This is a genomic window from Shewanella sp. AC91-MNA-CIBAN-0169, assembly GCF_040310165.1.
In the GTDB taxonomy this organism is placed as follows: Bacteria; Pseudomonadota; Gammaproteobacteria; order Enterobacterales; family Shewanellaceae; genus Shewanella.
In genome coordinates, this window is the sequence record NZ_JBEOPM010000001.1 from 303,936 (window position 1) to 320,144 (window position 16,209).

Below are 16,209 nucleotides of genomic sequence, written 5' to 3' on the forward strand. Positions count from 1 at the left end.
TTGAGCTGCAATCGATTTCTAACGCAGCTAGTGTCGCTTCGCTGCTAGGGCGACCTTCGGTCTGCTAGTGCCGCTTCGCTGCTAGGGCGACCTTCGGTCTGCTAGTATCGCTTCGCTGCTAGGGCGGCCTTCGGTCTGCTGGTATCGCTTCGCTGCTAGGGCGACCTTTGGTCTGCTAGTATCGCTTCGCTGCTAGGGCGAGCTTCGGCCTGCTAGTGTCGCTTCGCTGTTAGGCTGTTGATTTTATAGGATCTAGCCGCGTAGCGTCCTAGCCTCTAGGCTTTTAGTGAGATTACTTTGTGAGATACCAATAAATAAACAAAATAGCGAAGCTAACTAAATACAATAAACCAATCCAAGACAATCCAACCATCACCCGGCCATAACGATGTTTTTTAGCCAAGGTGTTACTGGTCATTAAACGGAAGTTAAGCCAAGCAAAAATAACGGTAGTCATAAAGGCAAGGATCATCACAAATTCAAGCAGCGGTAATAAGGCGCCTTTAAAGAATAAAATGAGTAATAAACCCAGCGCGCTGATCCCGAGCATCACCTGTGTTAAATAACTGCGTGTGGACGTGTTGTTAGACAGTAATCGCCAGCCCATATCAAGTGTGCGGCTATAACCATCAATTACCGTCACTGTGGTGCTAAAAATACATAAAAACGCGACTATCCCAATGAGATAGCGGCTTTCATTGCCCATAACTTGGCTATAAAGGGTGATCAATTGCGACGCAAATACCGCGCCAGAGTCAGAAAAACGCTCGCCACTGCCGTGCATCACTAATGCGCCTAACGCTAAAAATACAATCGCCAGTAATGCCGTGGTGACATAGCCTAGATTAAAATCAAAAATAGCCTGCTTGGCGGTTACCGTTTGAGTTTTACGTTTTTCTATTAACCATAATGAGTTCCAAGTACTGACCTCTATCGGAGCAGGCATCCAACCCATCATCGCCACTAAAAAACCGACATACGCCCATTGCCAAGGAGATTCACCAACCACTGGAGTGCCGAATCCGCTATGACGATTAAAAGCCAATGCCACGGCGACTAAGGTGGTTAACGTAAGAGCCAACATGATAATTTTGGTCATTTTATCAAGCAGTTTGTAGTGGCCGAAAATTAATAATGCTAATGAGCTGACCAATACAATTAGCGCTAATACATCAATCGATAGCGGAATAAACTGGGTTAACATTGCTGCCGTTAACATACATACCCCCGCCGTACTGGCAATGGCGGCAATAACATTAAGCCCCGTAAACAGCATCAAATACCCGCGGCCTTGCTTTTGATAACCGTGCAATAAACTCTCATCAGTTGCTGCTGTGTAGCGAGCGCCAGCGGCGAAGAAAGGATACTTAACGATATTGACTAATAAAATGAGCCACGCCAGTTGCCAACCAAATTCGGCACCCGCTCGAGTAGAGGCGACTAAGTGAGAAGCGCCAATCGCGGCGGCGGCCATTAAGATCCCAGGTCCTGTGGCTTTGAACAGTGTGTTAACACGAGATACCCACGGTAAGGCTGATGCAGTTTGTTGATTAAGCATGTTAAAAAAGACCTAGTTTGATTGTTTAGCGGTTAATGATTGTTCAATACGTAAAAGAGTAGCGTTCATTTGTTGTAGATTGTCGAGGATTAATGCATCGGTATTGGGGCGGGCCGATGTGTGGTCTTTCCGTTCAGTGAGTTGTGTTTTTTGTGCCAGTACTTGTGCTCTAAAATCCACTACATTTATGACGCCCGTTAAGTTAATTAACGCCCCAGCACCAGATTGCCCGGCGGTTTCTACGGTAAGTTTATGTATGCCAAACATGCGCATGATGGGGCCTTGGATAAGCGCCATATCGGTGATTTTATCCAATGGAACGGTATTTTCAGTTCGAGTAAACAACCCTTTGCGGACGATGAGTTTTTGCTCAGTTAATTCAGCACTCATGTTATTGATGTAACGTTTTGTCGCCAATAACCCTAGGGGAAACCATAATAATAACAATGGAATACCAACAACACTTAGGCAAAAGACTAAGCCACCAGACAATAACCAGTACAGACCTAGGTTTGCATGAAAGTGGGCACTAACTAGCGTTTTGTCACTCATCTGACCTCCATATCAAAAGCATTTAAATTCACTTTTTTTAAGTATTTATTCTTGTTTAAGTGGCTGGTTACATTTACATTACGGGCTTGTGTTGACTTTGTTAAGAAATGACTTAACTTAGTTACGTAAGTATAAATCCGCACGAGTTGCGCGTCGTTATAGCTTTAACGGCAGTGTGCAGCAGTCAAGGATGTAAAACAATAAATTAACGTTAAGGATGATCATGAAAAAAACTAACCTACTGCGTAGTGCTTGCGCTATCGCTATATCACTGTCCCTTGCCCCTATCGCATTCGTTTCTCAAGCTGCCGAAGCCGGTGCTGAATCAAAAGTTGAACGAATTGAAGTGACCGGTTCTCGTATCAAACGAACTGATATTGAAGGACCTTCGCCAGTACAATCGTTAAATAAAGACGATATCGCCAACATGGGTTTCGATAACCTACAACAATTGCTTGAGCGTATGCCTGCAAACGGTTCTGGTGCATTTTCTACTCGTGGAAACAGCCAAGACTCTACCGCTAACGGTGGTGCATCAATCAGTTTACGTGGCTTAGGGCCAGATGCCACTTTGGTACTTATCAATGGTCGCCGAGTGGGATCGAGTGCCTTTGCTGAAGGTATTTCGAATTCATTTGTTGATATCAACAATATCCCAGTATCAGCGATTGAGCGCATTGATATTCTTAAAGACGGTGCTTCAGCCATTTATGGTTCTGATGCTATCGCTGGTGTGGTTAACATCATATTAAGAAAAGATATCGAAGGGCTTGAAATTAACCTAGGTTATGGTGATGACAGCGGTACGGGTTATGACGAAACCACAGCCAGCTTAGTGTGGGGCGTAAAAGCCGACAAAGGCAGTGCGTCAATTATTCTTGATTACTTTACCAATGGCACCTTGTCAGCAAGCGATATGGGTCGTTTTGGCACCGCTAACCAATCACCTTACGGCGGTGAAGATTACCGTTCATCACGAGGCTTTCCAGGGTATTTTTATGTTAATGGTGTGAAAACCATCGATCCTGATTGCCCCGCTGAGAATGCCACAGCAAGTGGCAGTTGTTTGTTTGATTACGGTCCATACAATTTAACCATTCCAACGTCTGAGCGTGTTGGTGCTATTGGCCAATTTGATTACATGCTAGGTGAAGATTTAACTGCATTTTTAGAGTTATCTGTACAACATAACACCTCTGAAGCGGGTGGTGCACCAACGCCATTAGATGAAGATGCTGGTTTAACCGTGCCTGGTTCTCATCCTAACAACCCATTTGGACAAGACATTGATATCGGCCGTTACCGTACAGTTGATGCTGGCGCTCGTCGTTGGGATATTGAATCAGATACTATGCGTATTGTTGCCGGTCTTCGCGGTGTAATAAACGATTGGGACTGGGAAGTGTCAGCGCAACGTGGTCGCAGTGAATCAACTCAAACAGGCGATCGTTCACAAGGTTGGGTAAGAACTGATTACTTACAAGCCGAAATTGATGCCGGCAATTACAATCCTTTTGGCGGCACGATTAACTCAGCAGATGTAATTGATCGCATCACTACTAGCCTAGTAAGACAAGGTAAGTCGAGCATCACAGCTTATGATGCGAGTATTTCGGGCCATGCGTTTACTATCGCCGACCGCGATATCATGATGGCTGCAGGTGCAGAGTATCGCGAAGAAAGCGTTAGTGACGTGCCAGATGAGCAGTTCCAGCGCGGTCTGATTTTTGGTACTGAAGCGGTGTCTGCATTTGGTTCACGTGATCAACATGCTGCCTATGTAGAATTATCAATTCCTATTGCAGATAACTTTGAACTGCAGTTAGCGGGTCGTTATGACAGCTACAGTGACTTTGGTTCAACCACTAACCCTAAAATTGCCTTCCAATGGGGCATTAGTGACGAGATAACTGCACGTGGTTCTTGGTCAACTGGTTTCCGTGCACCATCGTTAGCGCAAATAGGCTTAGGCCCATCTGAAAAAAGTGACTTTTTAATTGATAGCTATCGTTGTGAAGCTGATAACGTAGATTGTGAGTTATTGGATTACAACTTTATATTTGCCGGTAACCCTAACCTTAAAGCAGAAGAGTCAGAAACCTGGAATGTGGGCATGATTTGGGCTCCAAGTCAGCAGTTTGATATTGGTGTCGATATGTACAATATCCTCCAAGATCACAAGATTGATTCACTGCAAAACCAGGTTCTTTATGATGAAAATTGTAATGATCAAAACAGTACGGTCTGTTTGCGAAATGCACCGCAAGCAGGTCAGACATTTGGTCCGCTTGATGTGATTAAATCTGGATTCGTCAATATTGGTTCACAAGAAGTTCAAGGTGTAGATTTATCAACTCATTATGGTCTTGAATTAAACCGCTATGGTGACGTTAAGTTTGGTCTAGAGTACAGTTACTTAATCAGCTTTGAAAAAGAAATTGATGGCGAGATCATTGATTACACTGGTGAGTATGAGTATCCACAACACCGCTGGTTAGCTACAACTAACTGGAACATGGATGACTTTGCCGCTAACGTTAACTTAAGTTACATCGGCGAGTTTGAAGATTTCAACGAAACCCGTACCGTTGATGCACAGTTGTTAGTTGATATGTCTGGTTCATATCGTTTCAATGACACGGTTAAGCTATCTGTAGGTGTTAATAACGTGTTTGATGAAGAGCCATCATTTGCGATTGGTGATGGTGATGCAGACCTATATGGTTACGCAATGGGTGTACATAACCCATTAGGCCGTTATATTTATACTAAAGTCACAATGAAGTTCTAATGACAACGTCATAAGATAACAACAGCCACATTCACTTAAGGTGCAATGTGGCTTTTTTATTCTCATTAACCTCATCATACAAAATGGAGCCAAAATGATTACGTTATACGGAACCCAAAAAAGTCGTGCGCTACGCGTATCTTGGCTTTTAGAAGAGTTAGGTATTGCATGGCAGTTTTATGCTATCGATTTTGCTAATGGTGAACATAAAGGTGACGCATTTTTAGCCCTTAACCCTAGTGGCAAAATGCCAGTACTCACAGAGGGTGATTTTGTGTTAAGCGAATCTGCGGCCATTATGCGTTATTTAGCGGAAAAGTACGGCCAAGGTAAATGGTTGCCAAAACCGGGTACTCAAGAGTCTGCTATCCATGAACGCTGGATGAGCTTTGTCATTAGTGAGCTTGAACAACCGATTTGGAGTATTGCAAAGCATCGTTTTGCGTTGCCAAAAGAACTGCGTGTAGACACTATGTTTACTGTAGCTAAATGGGAGTTTGATCAGGCGACAGCTATTGCTGAAACTTGGATACCGGAGTCTGGGTTTGTATGTGGCTGCGAGCCAATGGTCGCCGATATACTATTAAGCCAAACATTAGGGTGGGCTTTGGGATTTAAGCAAGACATTCCGCCCAAGTTGTCAGCGTATCGTGATAGGCTAAAGCAACGTCCTGCTTTGGCTGCTGCGCTCGCCAAAACAGTAGCACTTGCCGATGTCGCTAAATAACCGTTATTAAAAAGGAAGCCCGAAGCTTCCTTTTAGTGATTGACTGTCAAAATGGAGGTTTTTTATAACTGAGTAGCAGCCCATTTTGCACGGCTTTCTCGGCTTTCGCTCATGCCGTTATCAGCACGATAAGTTTTATAGGCTTCGGCATCGAGCGCGACTAAGCTTACATCCACTTCAAGTACGAGTTTACATTCTTTTTTAATACGCCAAGCTGCGGCATTGTACAATTCAGTTAATGGTAAAGTGCTTAAAAATTCTGGATTGTATTGGGTATATAGCGCTTGAGTCGGATACACCACAAAGGCTAACCGACGCTTAGGCTCTTTTTTAAATAGCTCTTCAATACCGTCAGAGGTGTTGAGCACTTGCATTTCGATAATATCATCGATTTCTAGTAACTTTTTTTGAGCCGGAATCGGTGCTTCTTTCTCGCCAGATTCCCATGCCATCACGTCTTCATTACTGGCTTTAGTGATGCTAGCAACCTGTTCAGTTGTTAGGCCTAAAGACTGACGTAAACATTGAATTTCAATTGCATTTAAACCGGTATTTTTCGACATGATCGTTCTCATTGTTAGTGATAATTTGTTTGATAACCGTTTATTATCTCGCGTTGGGTTAGTTAACTCCAACCGAGGCTAATAAATAAGATTATCGATTAAGCCATACGTCTTCGGCCCAATGCCAAAATGATTCCCATACTTTGTCGCTAAATCGGCCTTTTTTCCAAAACAACACTTGGCTTTCTTCATCAATACAATAAAAGCTATCACCGATTTGGCAAATGGCAATTTGTTCGCGAGGTAATCCAATAGACCAAGCATAACAAGCCACTTCAGGTAAGTAGGTATGTGAAGATGGATCGGCAGCGGTAACAGGTTCAAGCGTGCCATAAATAACATCGCTGCCATACAGTAAGAATTCTTTTAGATCGTTGGGTAAACCAATTAAGATCTGTTCTTCAACTTCTACAAGTTGCTCAAAAGTTGGCAATTCTAACGGCACCGGTACGGTTTCGCTTAATTCTTGTAGTTGTTCAATAATGTCATTCATCGCATTGTCCAGCAGATCGTTTTGTAATGGGCGCGAGTATAGCAGAAGTGATTGTTGCGGATCTTGTTTGGCAAAAAAAAAGCGCTCATATGAGCGCTAAAAGGGTGGAAACTTACTGTGATTAGAAAAACGTTAGGGGTTGTGAGTTATTCATAATAAAGATAGTTATCAGTATTTATGCTACTTGTTGTTGTGAACTATATAAACTTTGACGTTTATAGCTTAACCACGCTTTATGATACTGCTTGTGCGAGTCTTGACGAAGCTTGGCTATCATGGCTTGCTCAATGTCATTTAAGTGTCTAGATGTGGCTTTCGCCTGAGACTCTATCTGTTGGATTTGCTCATAAACATGATGTTCAGGGCCACTTTTTATGTCGGCAATATCATTTAAATGAAATTGTACTTCAACCACCATTTGGCTAACGGGTAATTTCACTAATACATTTAAATCACGATAACCTGACACTTTAGGATGAGAAAAACGATTTTTTAATTGCACAATTTCGGTGTATTGGCTCAACTGTTGGTAACTTGATAGCAAGCTTTTTACGTCATAGGCCACCACACTTGCCCGTGCTATGTCGGTTAGTTGGCTGGCGTCGCCATTAAATTTTGTTTGCACTTTTTGAGAGGCACGCTGATAACTTTTGGTCGCAGGAATAATGGTTTTAGTATTACTTGATTGGTCAATGAAGTGAAGTAGGTCAATCAGTTCTTGCTGCGCCGCCGGTGCCCGAGACATCAGAGTATGTAAGTTATCGGTATCTTGTGTCACCAAGTCGCTGTTGTGATCATAAAGCGCCATTAGCTGCTCAATATCATTAGATGATTTTTGGCTGAAGTCAGATGGCTGAGCTAGCTTGGTGTATTTAAGCTCGTTAGGCTGGGCAATAGCACCACGTGTAGACAGTAAAATTAAGAATATAAAGAAGGTACGAAACAGCTTATTCATTGAATAGCTCCAGCATAATGTCTGTTAACCCAATGTACCGCTTTTTGGCTGAATAGGGGCTGAATGAACAAGGTTTAATGATATATATTAACGTGGCTTTGTGTTGTATTTGTTTTTATTATCAATTGGTTAGTTTTTTTTATAAAAAAAGGGCATCTTTCGATGCCCTTTTTTGTGTGTAAATGTGACCTAAGTCAGTCATTCGTCTTGGTGATTACCAAATTTTTACGCGACTAGCAGGCTCAATGTACATTTTGTCGCCTTCTTTCACGTCATAAGTGCTGTAGAACTCAGGCATGTTAGATAACGCACCTAATGCACGGAAATGACCAGGTGAATGCGGATCAGTTGCTACGCGGTTACGCATGGCTTCTTCTTTCATCTTCACACGCCAAATTTGAGTGAAGCCCATGAAGAAACGTTGATCGCCTGTTAAGCCATCAATAACTGGTGCTTCTTTACCGTCAAGTGACATTTTGTAAGCTTTATAGGCGATAGTCACACCTGATAAGTCACCAATGTTCTCGCCTAATGTTAAGCTGCCATTCACGTGTAGGTCGTCAAACACTTGATAACCATTGTACTGAGCGATTAATGCATTGCCTTTTGACTCGAATGCTTTTAAGTCAGCTTCGGTCCACCAGTCACGCATGTTACCTTCGCCATCAAATTTAGCACCTTGGTCATCAAAGCCATGGCCCATTTCGTGGCCAATAACAGCACCAATACCACCATAGTTAACCGCATCATCAGCTTCTAAGTTGAAGAAAGGCGGTTGTAAAATCGCAGCAGGGAACACGATTTCGTTCATGGTTGGGTTGTAGTAAGCGTTAACGGTTTGTGGCGTCATGTGCCACTCGTCTTTGTCAATTGGTTGGCCTAACTTAGCAAGACTTTTGTTATGCTCAACAATCGCTGCACGCTTGGCGTTACCGACTAAATCATCTGCTTTAATGGTTAGTTTGCTGTAGTCATCCCATTTGTTCGGGTAACCAATTTTAGGATTAAACTTAGCCAATTTATCTTTTGCAGCAACTTTAGTATCAGCACTCATCCAATCTAATGAATCAATGCTTGAACTATAAGCGCCACGTAGGTTTTCAACTAACTGTTCCATGCGGGTTTTAGCTTCTGGTGCAAAGTGACGTTTCACATACACTTTACCCACTACTTCGCCTAGCGTGTCACTCACAGTGCTCACGCCACGCTTCCAACGAGGTTCTTGTTCTTCTTGACCATTAAGCGTCTTAGAGAAAAACTCAAAGTTTTCGTTATCTAATGCTTCAGATAAATTGCTGGCATTATGAGTTAATGCCATCCAAGTCATGTAGTTTTTCCAAGTATCAAGGTCGTTATTTTTAAGCACCTCGTTTAAGCCTTGGATATAACTTGGTTGGTTGATAATGATATCTGTTTGCTTGTCGCCGCCAAGCGCCGCTAAATAACCATCCCAGTTAATTTCTGAAGCCAATTCTGGCAAATTCTTAACTTGGTATAGGTTGTATGTTTTAGTACTGTCGCGCGTTTCAACAACGTCCCAATGCTTTTCTGCAATTTGAGTTTCAAGTGCAAGAATGGCTTCAGCGTTGGCTTTTGCATTTGGTAAGCCAGCAAGGTTGTACATTTTCTCAATGTGTTCAACGTAGGCTTTACGGATGTTGACGAAGCGTTCTTCTTGATTAAAGTAGTAATCTTTCTCTGGCAGGCTTAAACCATATTGCCAAATGTGTGTGGCATAACGGCTTGAATCTTTAGCATCAATTTCAACATAGAATGCTAGCGGTGTACCGCCACCGTTTGCTTGGTTTTCACCAAAAAATGCGGTTAATTCTTTTTTATCTTTCAGGGCTGCAATTTTATCCAAATCAGCTTGGATTGGTGCAATACCTAATTTATCAAGCGTTTCAACATCCATGAATGAGCGATATAAATCAGCCACTTTCTGTTCATCTGTGCCATCGGCTAGATTCGGCGTCGCGCTTAAATCTTCAATAATGGCTTTAACATCATCACGTGCATTTTCACGTAAGTCGTAAAATGCGCCAATGTTGGTACGGTCGCTAGGGATTTCTGCATTTTTCATCCATGCGCCGTTAACATACATATAAAAATCGTCTTGTGGGCGCACTGACTTGTCGATGTTGTCAAACGTGATGCCAGACGTAAGTGCTTTTTCTACTGCAGCAGCAGTAGCTGTTTTTGCGACATCTGCAGCAGGCGTAACGACTGCCTTGTCATCACTACAAGCACTCAAGCCTGCAATTAATGAGGCGCATAGACCGCCAATAACCAATTTTCTCATGTTGTTTCCTTTGCTTGATGTAAAAAGCCCTTCAATGGGGCATTGCGATCAGTGTCGCTTAATTCAGTAATAACCCCTTTATCCAAAGGGAAAAGCTATTACTTTTATTGTGAATTGTATGTTAAGGCCTTATCCGCCTATAAAACAAGCCGCAAGGAGGCCTTTTTAGTGTGTTTTTTGTGAGGATGTGTAACCAAAAATTACCTTAGCGGTGAAAAATATCGGTGATTGATTTCTATTTAAGCGTGTAAGCAGCATAATAGCGTCAATATTTTTAGATTGAGTAATCATTGTGCGTTTAGACAAATTTATCTGTGAAAGTACCGAACTGACTCGGTCATTGGCCAAGAGAGCCTTGCATCGTGGTGACGTTACCTGTGATGGTGTTGTGGTCAAAAACTCAGGTTTTAAAGTACTACCACAAATGTCGGTGCATTTAGACGGCATATTAATTAGCGTGATTGGCGAGCGTTACATCATGTTAAACAAACCGGTAGACACCATTTGTTCAACCATCGATGAAGAATATCCATCCGTATTGAGTTTGATTGATATTGAGAAAATGGACACTTTGCACATTGCTGGTCGATTAGATGTCGACACCACAGGCTTAGTGTTAATTACCAGCGATGGTCAGTGGTCGCATAAAATCACTTCGCCAAAAAAAGATTGTGGCAAACGCTATTTGGTTGAATTAGCCGAACCTATTGATGACAGTTTAATCCAGGTATTTGCCGATGGTGTTGAGCTGCGCAATGAAGATGAGCTGACCAAGCCTGCTTTGCTCGATATTATTGACTCAACTCATGTGCGATTGACGATTAGCGAAGGTAAGTACCATCAAGTTAAGCGTATGTTTGCCGCGGTGGGTAATAGAGTGGTTAATTTACACCGTGAAGCGGTAGGTGATATCGAGTTAAACACGGACTTAGCCGCAGGTGAATGGCGCTTTTTAACCGATGCTGAAATGAAATCTGTGTAGTCATTATTTGAATATATAAAAGTGCCCGGTTGTCACCATATAATGATTACCGGGCATTTCTTTATCTGCTCATTGCAAATCAATTTCTACTCAATACAAAATCACTTTTTCAAGACAGAATCAATTGCGAGCAAAGCGCTCTTTTATAAGCATCGCTTACCCCGAGCTAATGTTATTTTACACTTATTGAGTCAGGCTAATTTTGCCACTAATGGTATTGATGTTGACTTGACCTGTGCCAGCTTGAGTTTTGAACTGCAACGTTTTGGCTGGTGAGTACTTTTGTTTTAGCGGTTTATCATCGGTTAATTGATTGTCTATTTTTCCACCAGGGCCGCCATCAATCATAAAACTGATGTTAGGCATAGCAGCAAACGTTAGTGCCATATCTCCACTTATGGTTTCGAGTTGAGCTTTGTTTAAATCAGCCCCTAAGGTTAATTGTGCATCGCCACTGATGGTAACAATATTCAACTCAGTGACTTGGTTAACGATTGCGGTTATGTCACCAGACACTTGGTCGACAGACAAATGTGTAAAAGCGCTTTGGCTTTTTAGTTCGCCACTGACTAAGCGCAGCTCAGCCTCGCCTTGGCTATTGCTATCAGTGATATCGCCCGATACTGTTTCGAGGTTAATTTTTCCTGCTAGCTCAGAGGTATTAATATTGCCTGACACCGTGGTGAGTTTAGTATTGCCACTAAGTTGTTGGGCGTTAATGTTGCCGCTGACTAACGCTAACGATATTTGGCCATTTAGCTGTGATAATTGATAACTGGCTGATACTCCCTCGGCATCTAAACCTAGCTGTTTAGGCAGGTAAATGGTCAGTTGTGACCCTTGTTTATTACTGCCCTGATAACTGCGGGGTAATTTATCTTCTACAATAACGCTATTGCCTTTAACCTCAAATATTAAGCCTTGGCTTAACTCATCAAGTTCACCTTTAATCTGAATGCTATTTTTATCCCAACTGACGAGCTCAACGTTACCCCGTTGTATTTTCATGCTGACCGAAGGGTTATCTGTGACCGTTAATTGTTGGTCAACGGCTTCTTTGGCCATGGAGATAAAACTGATACCGATTAACGGCACGATTAACACGTATTTAAGAATGCTCATATTGTATTTCCTTGTGGTGTCCGTTTAGACGTAAATGGGAGCTTTTGGCCTTGCTGCAATAGGGTTATTTGACGTTGCATGATCCAGCGCCATAATTGCCACATTTGTTGATTAGTCGGTTGTTGTTTCAATGCTGCTTGTACTTGTTTTGAGGCGGTATCCAGCTCGGCTAATGCTTGGCTAATATCGCTCTGTATCTGTTGTGGAGCATCAGTTGATGATAATTGCCAACTCACGGTGTATTGGTTTTGATTAAAAACATCCAGTTGGCTCTGATGAGTCATGGCTATTTGATCGACTAGCTCAGCTAATGTTGTCTCAGCTAATGTTGCCTGGGTGTGGGTTGGTGATGTTACTAGGCTTACCTCAGTATTCAATGTCGACCCTGGGGCGGTTGAGGTTATTGTGGCAGTTTGCGGCAGCAATGAATTACCCTCTGGGCGTTGCCAAAGCAGGATGGTCAGCATACAAAAAACTGCAACGCTAGCGGCGATAAGCCAAGGGCGAACCAGATGTTTTTTTTGCTGAGATTGAGGTGGTAACTTAGCTGCAATCGCTGGCCACAAATCGGTTGTAGGTTGCATCTCTAGCGGCAATGACTTGATTAGGCTATCTAGGTCTTGCGGTGACGGGTTCATGCAAGCATCTCCTGTAAAAATTGTTTAGCATTATGGTACTGCGCTTTACTCGTGCCCTCGGCAATGTTGAGTAGGGCGGCAATTTCTTTATGTTGATAACCTTCAATTGCACACAGTACAAATACCATACGAGTCCGTTGAGGTAATTTGGCAATACACTTATCCAATTGGTGATATTCATCAAAGGCAACCGTGGGTATGTCCTGCGGCTCAAGTTGCTCTGTCGGTATAAAGCGTCGCCACCACGATTGTTGTACCTTTAGTTCGTTAATCGCTTGGCGGACGCACAAGCGATGCAACCAGGTGGTAAATTGGCTGTCGCCTCTGAATTGGTCCAATTTATGCCATAAGCGTATAAAACACACTTGAGTTATATCGTCTGCAAGGTGAGCTTGGCCACTCAATCTAAAGCAAATGGCATAAACCCGCTTATGATGGCGGCTATAGAGTTGCTGGAACGCCTGCTTGCATCCAGTAACCGCTATTGCGACCAACTGATTATCGTCAAGTGCCGCTAAGTGGCTTAATTGCTCGTTTGTTGACTGATTAATAGCGGCATCCTTAATGTCACAACATGTCCAATATGATGGTGTAGTTATTTGACAGCCTCAAGTCGGCAAAAGGTTTATATGAGTGATTATAAATAATCACTTATTTTTAAAAGAGTTTAGCTTTACTTATGTTTGCCGATAACTAGATGTTATACTTTCGTTGCAGCAATGATCTAAAAATAACTACAAAACAACTATAAAATGACAAAAAAATAACAATAACAATAACAATAACAATAACGTTAAATCTTACTTTGGGGTGGTAGAAAATATGCTTATTCGTTCGAAACTTATTTTAAGTTCGCTCATTTCAATCTCCTCAGTACTCGCGATGTTCGGGTTACAAAATTATTCTGAATCAGTCCTGTTGGAATTATCAACCGCATCGAGCAGTATTGTTGAAATTGAAAAAAAAGTGCTTGAATTACGTACTGAAGAAAAGGATTTCCTCCATCGTAACGACACTGTTTATATTGAAAAATTCAAACATAGCATGAATGATATTTTGGCTTATATGGCCGAAGTACGTGTCGCGCTAGAGCATCAAGATATGAATGTTGATGCTCTAGATGATTTTGAAAACAACCTCAATGATTATAAAACGATATTCCATGAGCTCATCGCGCTAAAAGTTGAGATAGGCCTAACTCCCGAGTCAGGTTTATATGGCGATTTGCGTTTGGCAGTTAAAAAAGTCGAAACTGTGCTGAGTGGCAATGCCGATGATGCCCTGCTGGTGGCTATGCTTCAGCTGCGTCGCAGTGAGAAAGACTTTATGCTCCGTCGTGGTCCTAAATATGTACAAGCTTTTGATGACGGAATTGGCCGTTTTTTAGCTCAAGTACAACAGTCTACTTTGTCCTTCTCTGACAAAGAGCAATTGACTGCAGATATTAAAGATTATCGAGTGAATTTTAACAATTTAGTCAATAAAGAAGTGCTATTTGGTCTGTCGGACGAAGACGGTAAAATGGCCGAGTTGCGGGATAAAATTCATCAAACCGATAATGATACCGTTACCCTGCGAGAGGAAACCTTGGCCGAAATTGAACATGGTAAAAATCAGGCTTTTATTATTGGCTTAAGCATATTTTTGTTAATCGCTGCAGTACTGTGTATTTTCACCTATTTAATTATTCGTAGTATTATTAAGCCGGTGCAAGATATTACCTATGTAATTTCTTCAATTGAAAAAAGTAAAGACTTATCAATGCGTTGTGATGATTCTGGTAATGATGAATTATCGAAAATCGCCTATCACTTCAACCAAATGGTCATGACTTTTCAAGAATTGATCCAACAAGTGAACGAGTCGGTTACCGTAATGAATGAGTCGTGCCAAGAGCTGTCTCGAAATGCTATGACAGCTTCAGAAGGCGTGTTACGTCAGCTTAATGAAACCGACATGGTCGCTACAGCCGTTACCGAAATGGGGGCTACCATTGACGAAATTGCCAAGAATACTGAATTGGCGGCCAGTAAAGCCAGCCAAACTCATGAGAATGCTCAATCTGGTCAACAGGGCGTAGAACTCACCGTTCAAAAAATAAACTTGCTAGCGAAGCAATTAGCCGATTCAGCCGCTGTAGTTACTGAACTTGAGCGAGACAGTGTCACTATTGGCAGTGTGCTTGATGTGATTAGAGGCATTGCTGATCAAACAAACTTATTGGCATTAAACGCGGCGATTGAAGCAGCAAGAGCGGGGGAACAAGGCCGTGGTTTTGCGGTTGTTGCCGATGAGGTGCGCACGCTAGCCTTGCGAACACAAACGTCGACTCAAGAAATCTCCAGCATCATTTCAACCTTACAAGCGCGAACTCATTCGATTGTTAACCTTATGCACGAAAGCCAACAACAAGGGCGAGAGAGTGCTGAACAAGCCACCATCGCTGGTGATGTTTTACGAACCATTACCAATGACGTGACCAATATTATGGACATGAGTACTCAAATTGCTGCTGCAATTGAGGAGCAAAGCATGGTTGCCGCAGAAGTGGGTAAAAACGTGGTGGTTATCCGTGATATTGCTGATGAATCATCGCAAGCAGCGGAAGAGAATGCCGCGGCTTCTGAAGATGTGAGAGTACGAGCCAAAGCACTGCATGAAGCGGTGAGCCAGTTCACAGTGTAATTCGTTGTCATTGCAGAACAGAGACTAAAACAGAGACTAAAACAGATAAAAAATGGCCTAGCAGTAATGCTAGGCCATTTTTTTGTGCTGTTGCTAAACATTCAAGTTAATCAAGCGAATGGTTTAGTTTTTACAGTGTGATGGTGTTAACGCCATCAGGGGTGCCTACTAGTAGTACATCGGCACCGCGGTTAGCAAATAAACCGTTAGTCACTACACCGACAATGGCGTTGATTTTAGTTTCCATCACTTTAGGGTCTAAAATTTTCATATTGTAGACATCTAAAATAACGTTGCCGTTATCGGTTATTACGCCTTGACGGTAAACGGGGTCGCCACCTAATTTTACCAACTCACGCGCCACATAAGATCGTGCCATCGGGATGACTTCAACAGGCAACGGAAACTCACCTAAAATGGGCACTTGTTTGGTATTATCTACAATACAAATAAACCGTTTAGCTACCGCCGCGACAATCTTCTCGCGCGTTAATGCAGCTCCGCCACCTTTAATCATATCCATGCGGTCGTTAATCTCATCCGCGCCATCAACATAGACATCAATCAAATCAACACTGTTTAAATCAAATACTTCAATTCCGAGTTCGATGAGTTTTTTCGTTGATGCTTCAGAGCTTGATACCGCACCTTCGATGTCATCTTTCATGGTGGCAAGTGCATCAATGAAGTGATTGACTGTAGAGCCTGTACCTACACCGACGATGGTGTCTTTTTTGACATACTGCAGCGCTGCCCAACCTGCCGCTTTCTTCATTTCATCTTGAGTCATAGCAAATTCTCCATTTTAACAATCAAAAAGTGTTATCTAACAATTGAGTCG

General features: G+C 42.4%; 14 protein-coding genes. 4 read left to right on the top strand and 10 right to left on the bottom strand.

Annotation, left to right across the window (positions count from 1 at the left end):
* Positions 1-292: 292 nt before the first annotated feature.
* Together AAEY98_RS01280 and AAEY98_RS01285 are read right to left on the bottom strand one after the other, a co-directional pair.
* Complete coding sequence (locus AAEY98_RS01280; protein ID WP_351014625.1) at positions 293-1,558, bottom strand: NRAMP family divalent metal transporter; 1,266 nt, start codon at positions 1,556-1,558, stop codon at positions 293-295.
* A gap of 12 nt (positions 1,559-1,570) precedes the next feature.
* Entirely contained in the window at positions 1,571-2,110 is a 540-nt protein-coding gene (locus AAEY98_RS01285; protein WP_351014627.1) for a PH domain-containing protein, read from the bottom strand.
* A 223-nt stretch (positions 2,111-2,333) separates the two neighbouring features.
* Between AAEY98_RS01285 and AAEY98_RS01290 the strand changes: the two genes are divergently transcribed.
* The gene (locus AAEY98_RS01290; protein ID WP_192115701.1) at positions 2,334-4,901 is read left to right on the top strand and encodes a TonB-dependent receptor; all 2,568 of its coding nucleotides are present in this window, start codon (positions 2,334-2,336) and stop codon (positions 4,899-4,901) included.
* 94 nt (positions 4,902-4,995) lie between these two features.
* Positions 4,996-5,628 (top strand): glutathione S-transferase family protein, encoded by a 633-nt coding sequence (locus AAEY98_RS01295; protein WP_192115703.1) that lies wholly within the window; start codon positions 4,996-4,998, stop codon positions 5,626-5,628.
* A 62-nt stretch (positions 5,629-5,690) separates the two neighbouring features.
* Here the strand turns inward: AAEY98_RS01295 and AAEY98_RS01300 are convergent, their stop codons facing one another.
* From AAEY98_RS01300 to AAEY98_RS01315, 4 genes are all read right to left on the bottom strand, one after another.
* Positions 5,691-6,191: a DUF4447 family protein gene (locus AAEY98_RS01300; RefSeq protein ID WP_351014628.1), complete on the bottom strand. Its 501-nt coding sequence runs from the start codon at positions 6,189-6,191 to the stop codon at positions 5,691-5,693.
* A gap of 91 nt (positions 6,192-6,282) precedes the next feature.
* The gene (locus AAEY98_RS01305; RefSeq protein ID WP_011636316.1) at positions 6,283-6,684 is read right to left on the bottom strand and encodes an SMI1/KNR4 family protein; all 402 of its coding nucleotides are present in this window, start codon (positions 6,682-6,684) and stop codon (positions 6,283-6,285) included.
* Between the two features lie 175 nt (positions 6,685-6,859).
* Positions 6,860-7,639, bottom strand: a complete 780-nt coding sequence (locus AAEY98_RS01310; protein ID WP_162022445.1) for a nucleotidyltransferase family protein — start codon at positions 7,637-7,639, stop codon at positions 6,860-6,862.
* Between the two features lie 214 nt (positions 7,640-7,853).
* Positions 7,854-9,941 carry a M13 family metallopeptidase gene (locus AAEY98_RS01315; protein ID WP_101085903.1) on the bottom strand — a complete coding sequence of 696 codons (2,088 nt, stop codon included), beginning with the start codon at positions 9,939-9,941 and terminating at the stop codon, positions 7,854-7,856.
* A gap of 292 nt (positions 9,942-10,233) precedes the next feature.
* Between AAEY98_RS01315 and rsuA the strand changes: the two genes are divergently transcribed.
* Complete coding sequence (rsuA, locus tag AAEY98_RS01320; protein ID WP_101085902.1) at positions 10,234-10,923, top strand: 16S rRNA pseudouridine(516) synthase RsuA; 690 nt, start codon at positions 10,234-10,236, stop codon at positions 10,921-10,923.
* Between the two features lie 183 nt (positions 10,924-11,106).
* On the opposite strand, the gene AAEY98_RS01325 is transcribed toward rsuA, so the two are convergent.
* From AAEY98_RS01325 to AAEY98_RS01335, 3 genes are read right to left on the bottom strand one after another with little or no spacing between them, the layout of a single operon-like run.
* Positions 11,107-12,045 (bottom strand): DUF4097 family beta strand repeat-containing protein, encoded by a 939-nt coding sequence (locus AAEY98_RS01325; protein WP_182744893.1) that lies wholly within the window; start codon positions 12,043-12,045, stop codon positions 11,107-11,109.
* On the bottom strand, positions 12,042-12,683 hold the full coding sequence (locus tag AAEY98_RS01330; RefSeq protein ID WP_182744892.1) for a hypothetical protein: 642 nt from the start codon (positions 12,681-12,683) through the stop codon (positions 12,042-12,044). Before AAEY98_RS01330 ends, AAEY98_RS01325 begins: the two co-directional genes overlap by 4 nt.
* On the bottom strand, positions 12,680-13,177 hold the full coding sequence (locus AAEY98_RS01335; RefSeq protein WP_351014630.1) for an RNA polymerase sigma factor: 498 nt from the start codon (positions 13,175-13,177) through the stop codon (positions 12,680-12,682). Before AAEY98_RS01335 ends, AAEY98_RS01330 begins: the two co-directional genes overlap by 4 nt.
* Positions 13,178-13,505: 328 nt before the next feature.
* Here AAEY98_RS01335 and AAEY98_RS01340 point away from each other — a divergent pair, with 328 nt between their 5' ends.
* Positions 13,506-15,368, top strand: coding sequence for a methyl-accepting chemotaxis protein (locus AAEY98_RS01340; protein ID WP_351014632.1), 1,863 nt, complete (start codon positions 13,506-13,508; stop codon positions 15,366-15,368).
* A 130-nt stretch (positions 15,369-15,498) separates the two neighbouring features.
* Here AAEY98_RS01340 and rpiA read toward each other — a convergent pair whose 3' ends face one another.
* Positions 15,499-16,158 carry a ribose-5-phosphate isomerase RpiA gene (gene rpiA, locus AAEY98_RS01345; protein WP_011636324.1) on the bottom strand — a complete coding sequence of 220 codons (660 nt, stop codon included), beginning with the start codon at positions 16,156-16,158 and terminating at the stop codon, positions 15,499-15,501.
* Positions 16,159-16,209 lie beyond the last annotated feature (51 nt).

Coding starts and splice junctions, on each gene's coding strand:
- AAEY98_RS01295 (WP_192115703.1), top strand. CDS start 4,996: ATGATTACGTTATACGGAACCCAAAAAAGTCGTGCGCTACGCGTATCT.
- AAEY98_RS01330 (WP_182744892.1), bottom strand. CDS start 12,683: ATGAACCCGTCACCGCAAGACCTAGATAGCCTAATCAAGTCATTGCCG.
- AAEY98_RS01285 (WP_351014627.1), bottom strand. CDS start 2,110: ATGAGTGACAAAACGCTAGTTAGTGCCCACTTTCATGCAAACCTAGGT.
- AAEY98_RS01305 (WP_011636316.1), bottom strand. CDS start 6,684: ATGAATGACATTATTGAACAACTACAAGAATTAAGCGAAACCGTACCG.
- AAEY98_RS01325 (WP_182744893.1), bottom strand. CDS start 12,045: ATGAGCATTCTTAAATACGTGTTAATCGTGCCGTTAATCGGTATCAGT.
- AAEY98_RS01310 (WP_162022445.1), bottom strand. CDS start 7,639: ATGAATAAGCTGTTTCGTACCTTCTTTATATTCTTAATTTTACTGTCT.
- rpiA (WP_011636324.1), bottom strand. CDS start 16,158: ATGACTCAAGATGAAATGAAGAAAGCGGCAGGTTGGGCAGCGCTGCAG.
- AAEY98_RS01340 (WP_351014632.1), top strand. CDS start 13,506: ATGCTTATTCGTTCGAAACTTATTTTAAGTTCGCTCATTTCAATCTCC.
- AAEY98_RS01280 (WP_351014625.1), bottom strand. CDS start 1,558: ATGCTTAATCAACAAACTGCATCAGCCTTACCGTGGGTATCTCGTGTT.
- AAEY98_RS01290 (WP_192115701.1), top strand. CDS start 2,334: ATGAAAAAAACTAACCTACTGCGTAGTGCTTGCGCTATCGCTATATCA.
- AAEY98_RS01315 (WP_101085903.1), bottom strand. CDS start 9,941: ATGAGAAAATTGGTTATTGGCGGTCTATGCGCCTCATTAATTGCAGGC.
- AAEY98_RS01300 (WP_351014628.1), bottom strand. CDS start 6,191: ATGTCGAAAAATACCGGTTTAAATGCAATTGAAATTCAATGTTTACGT.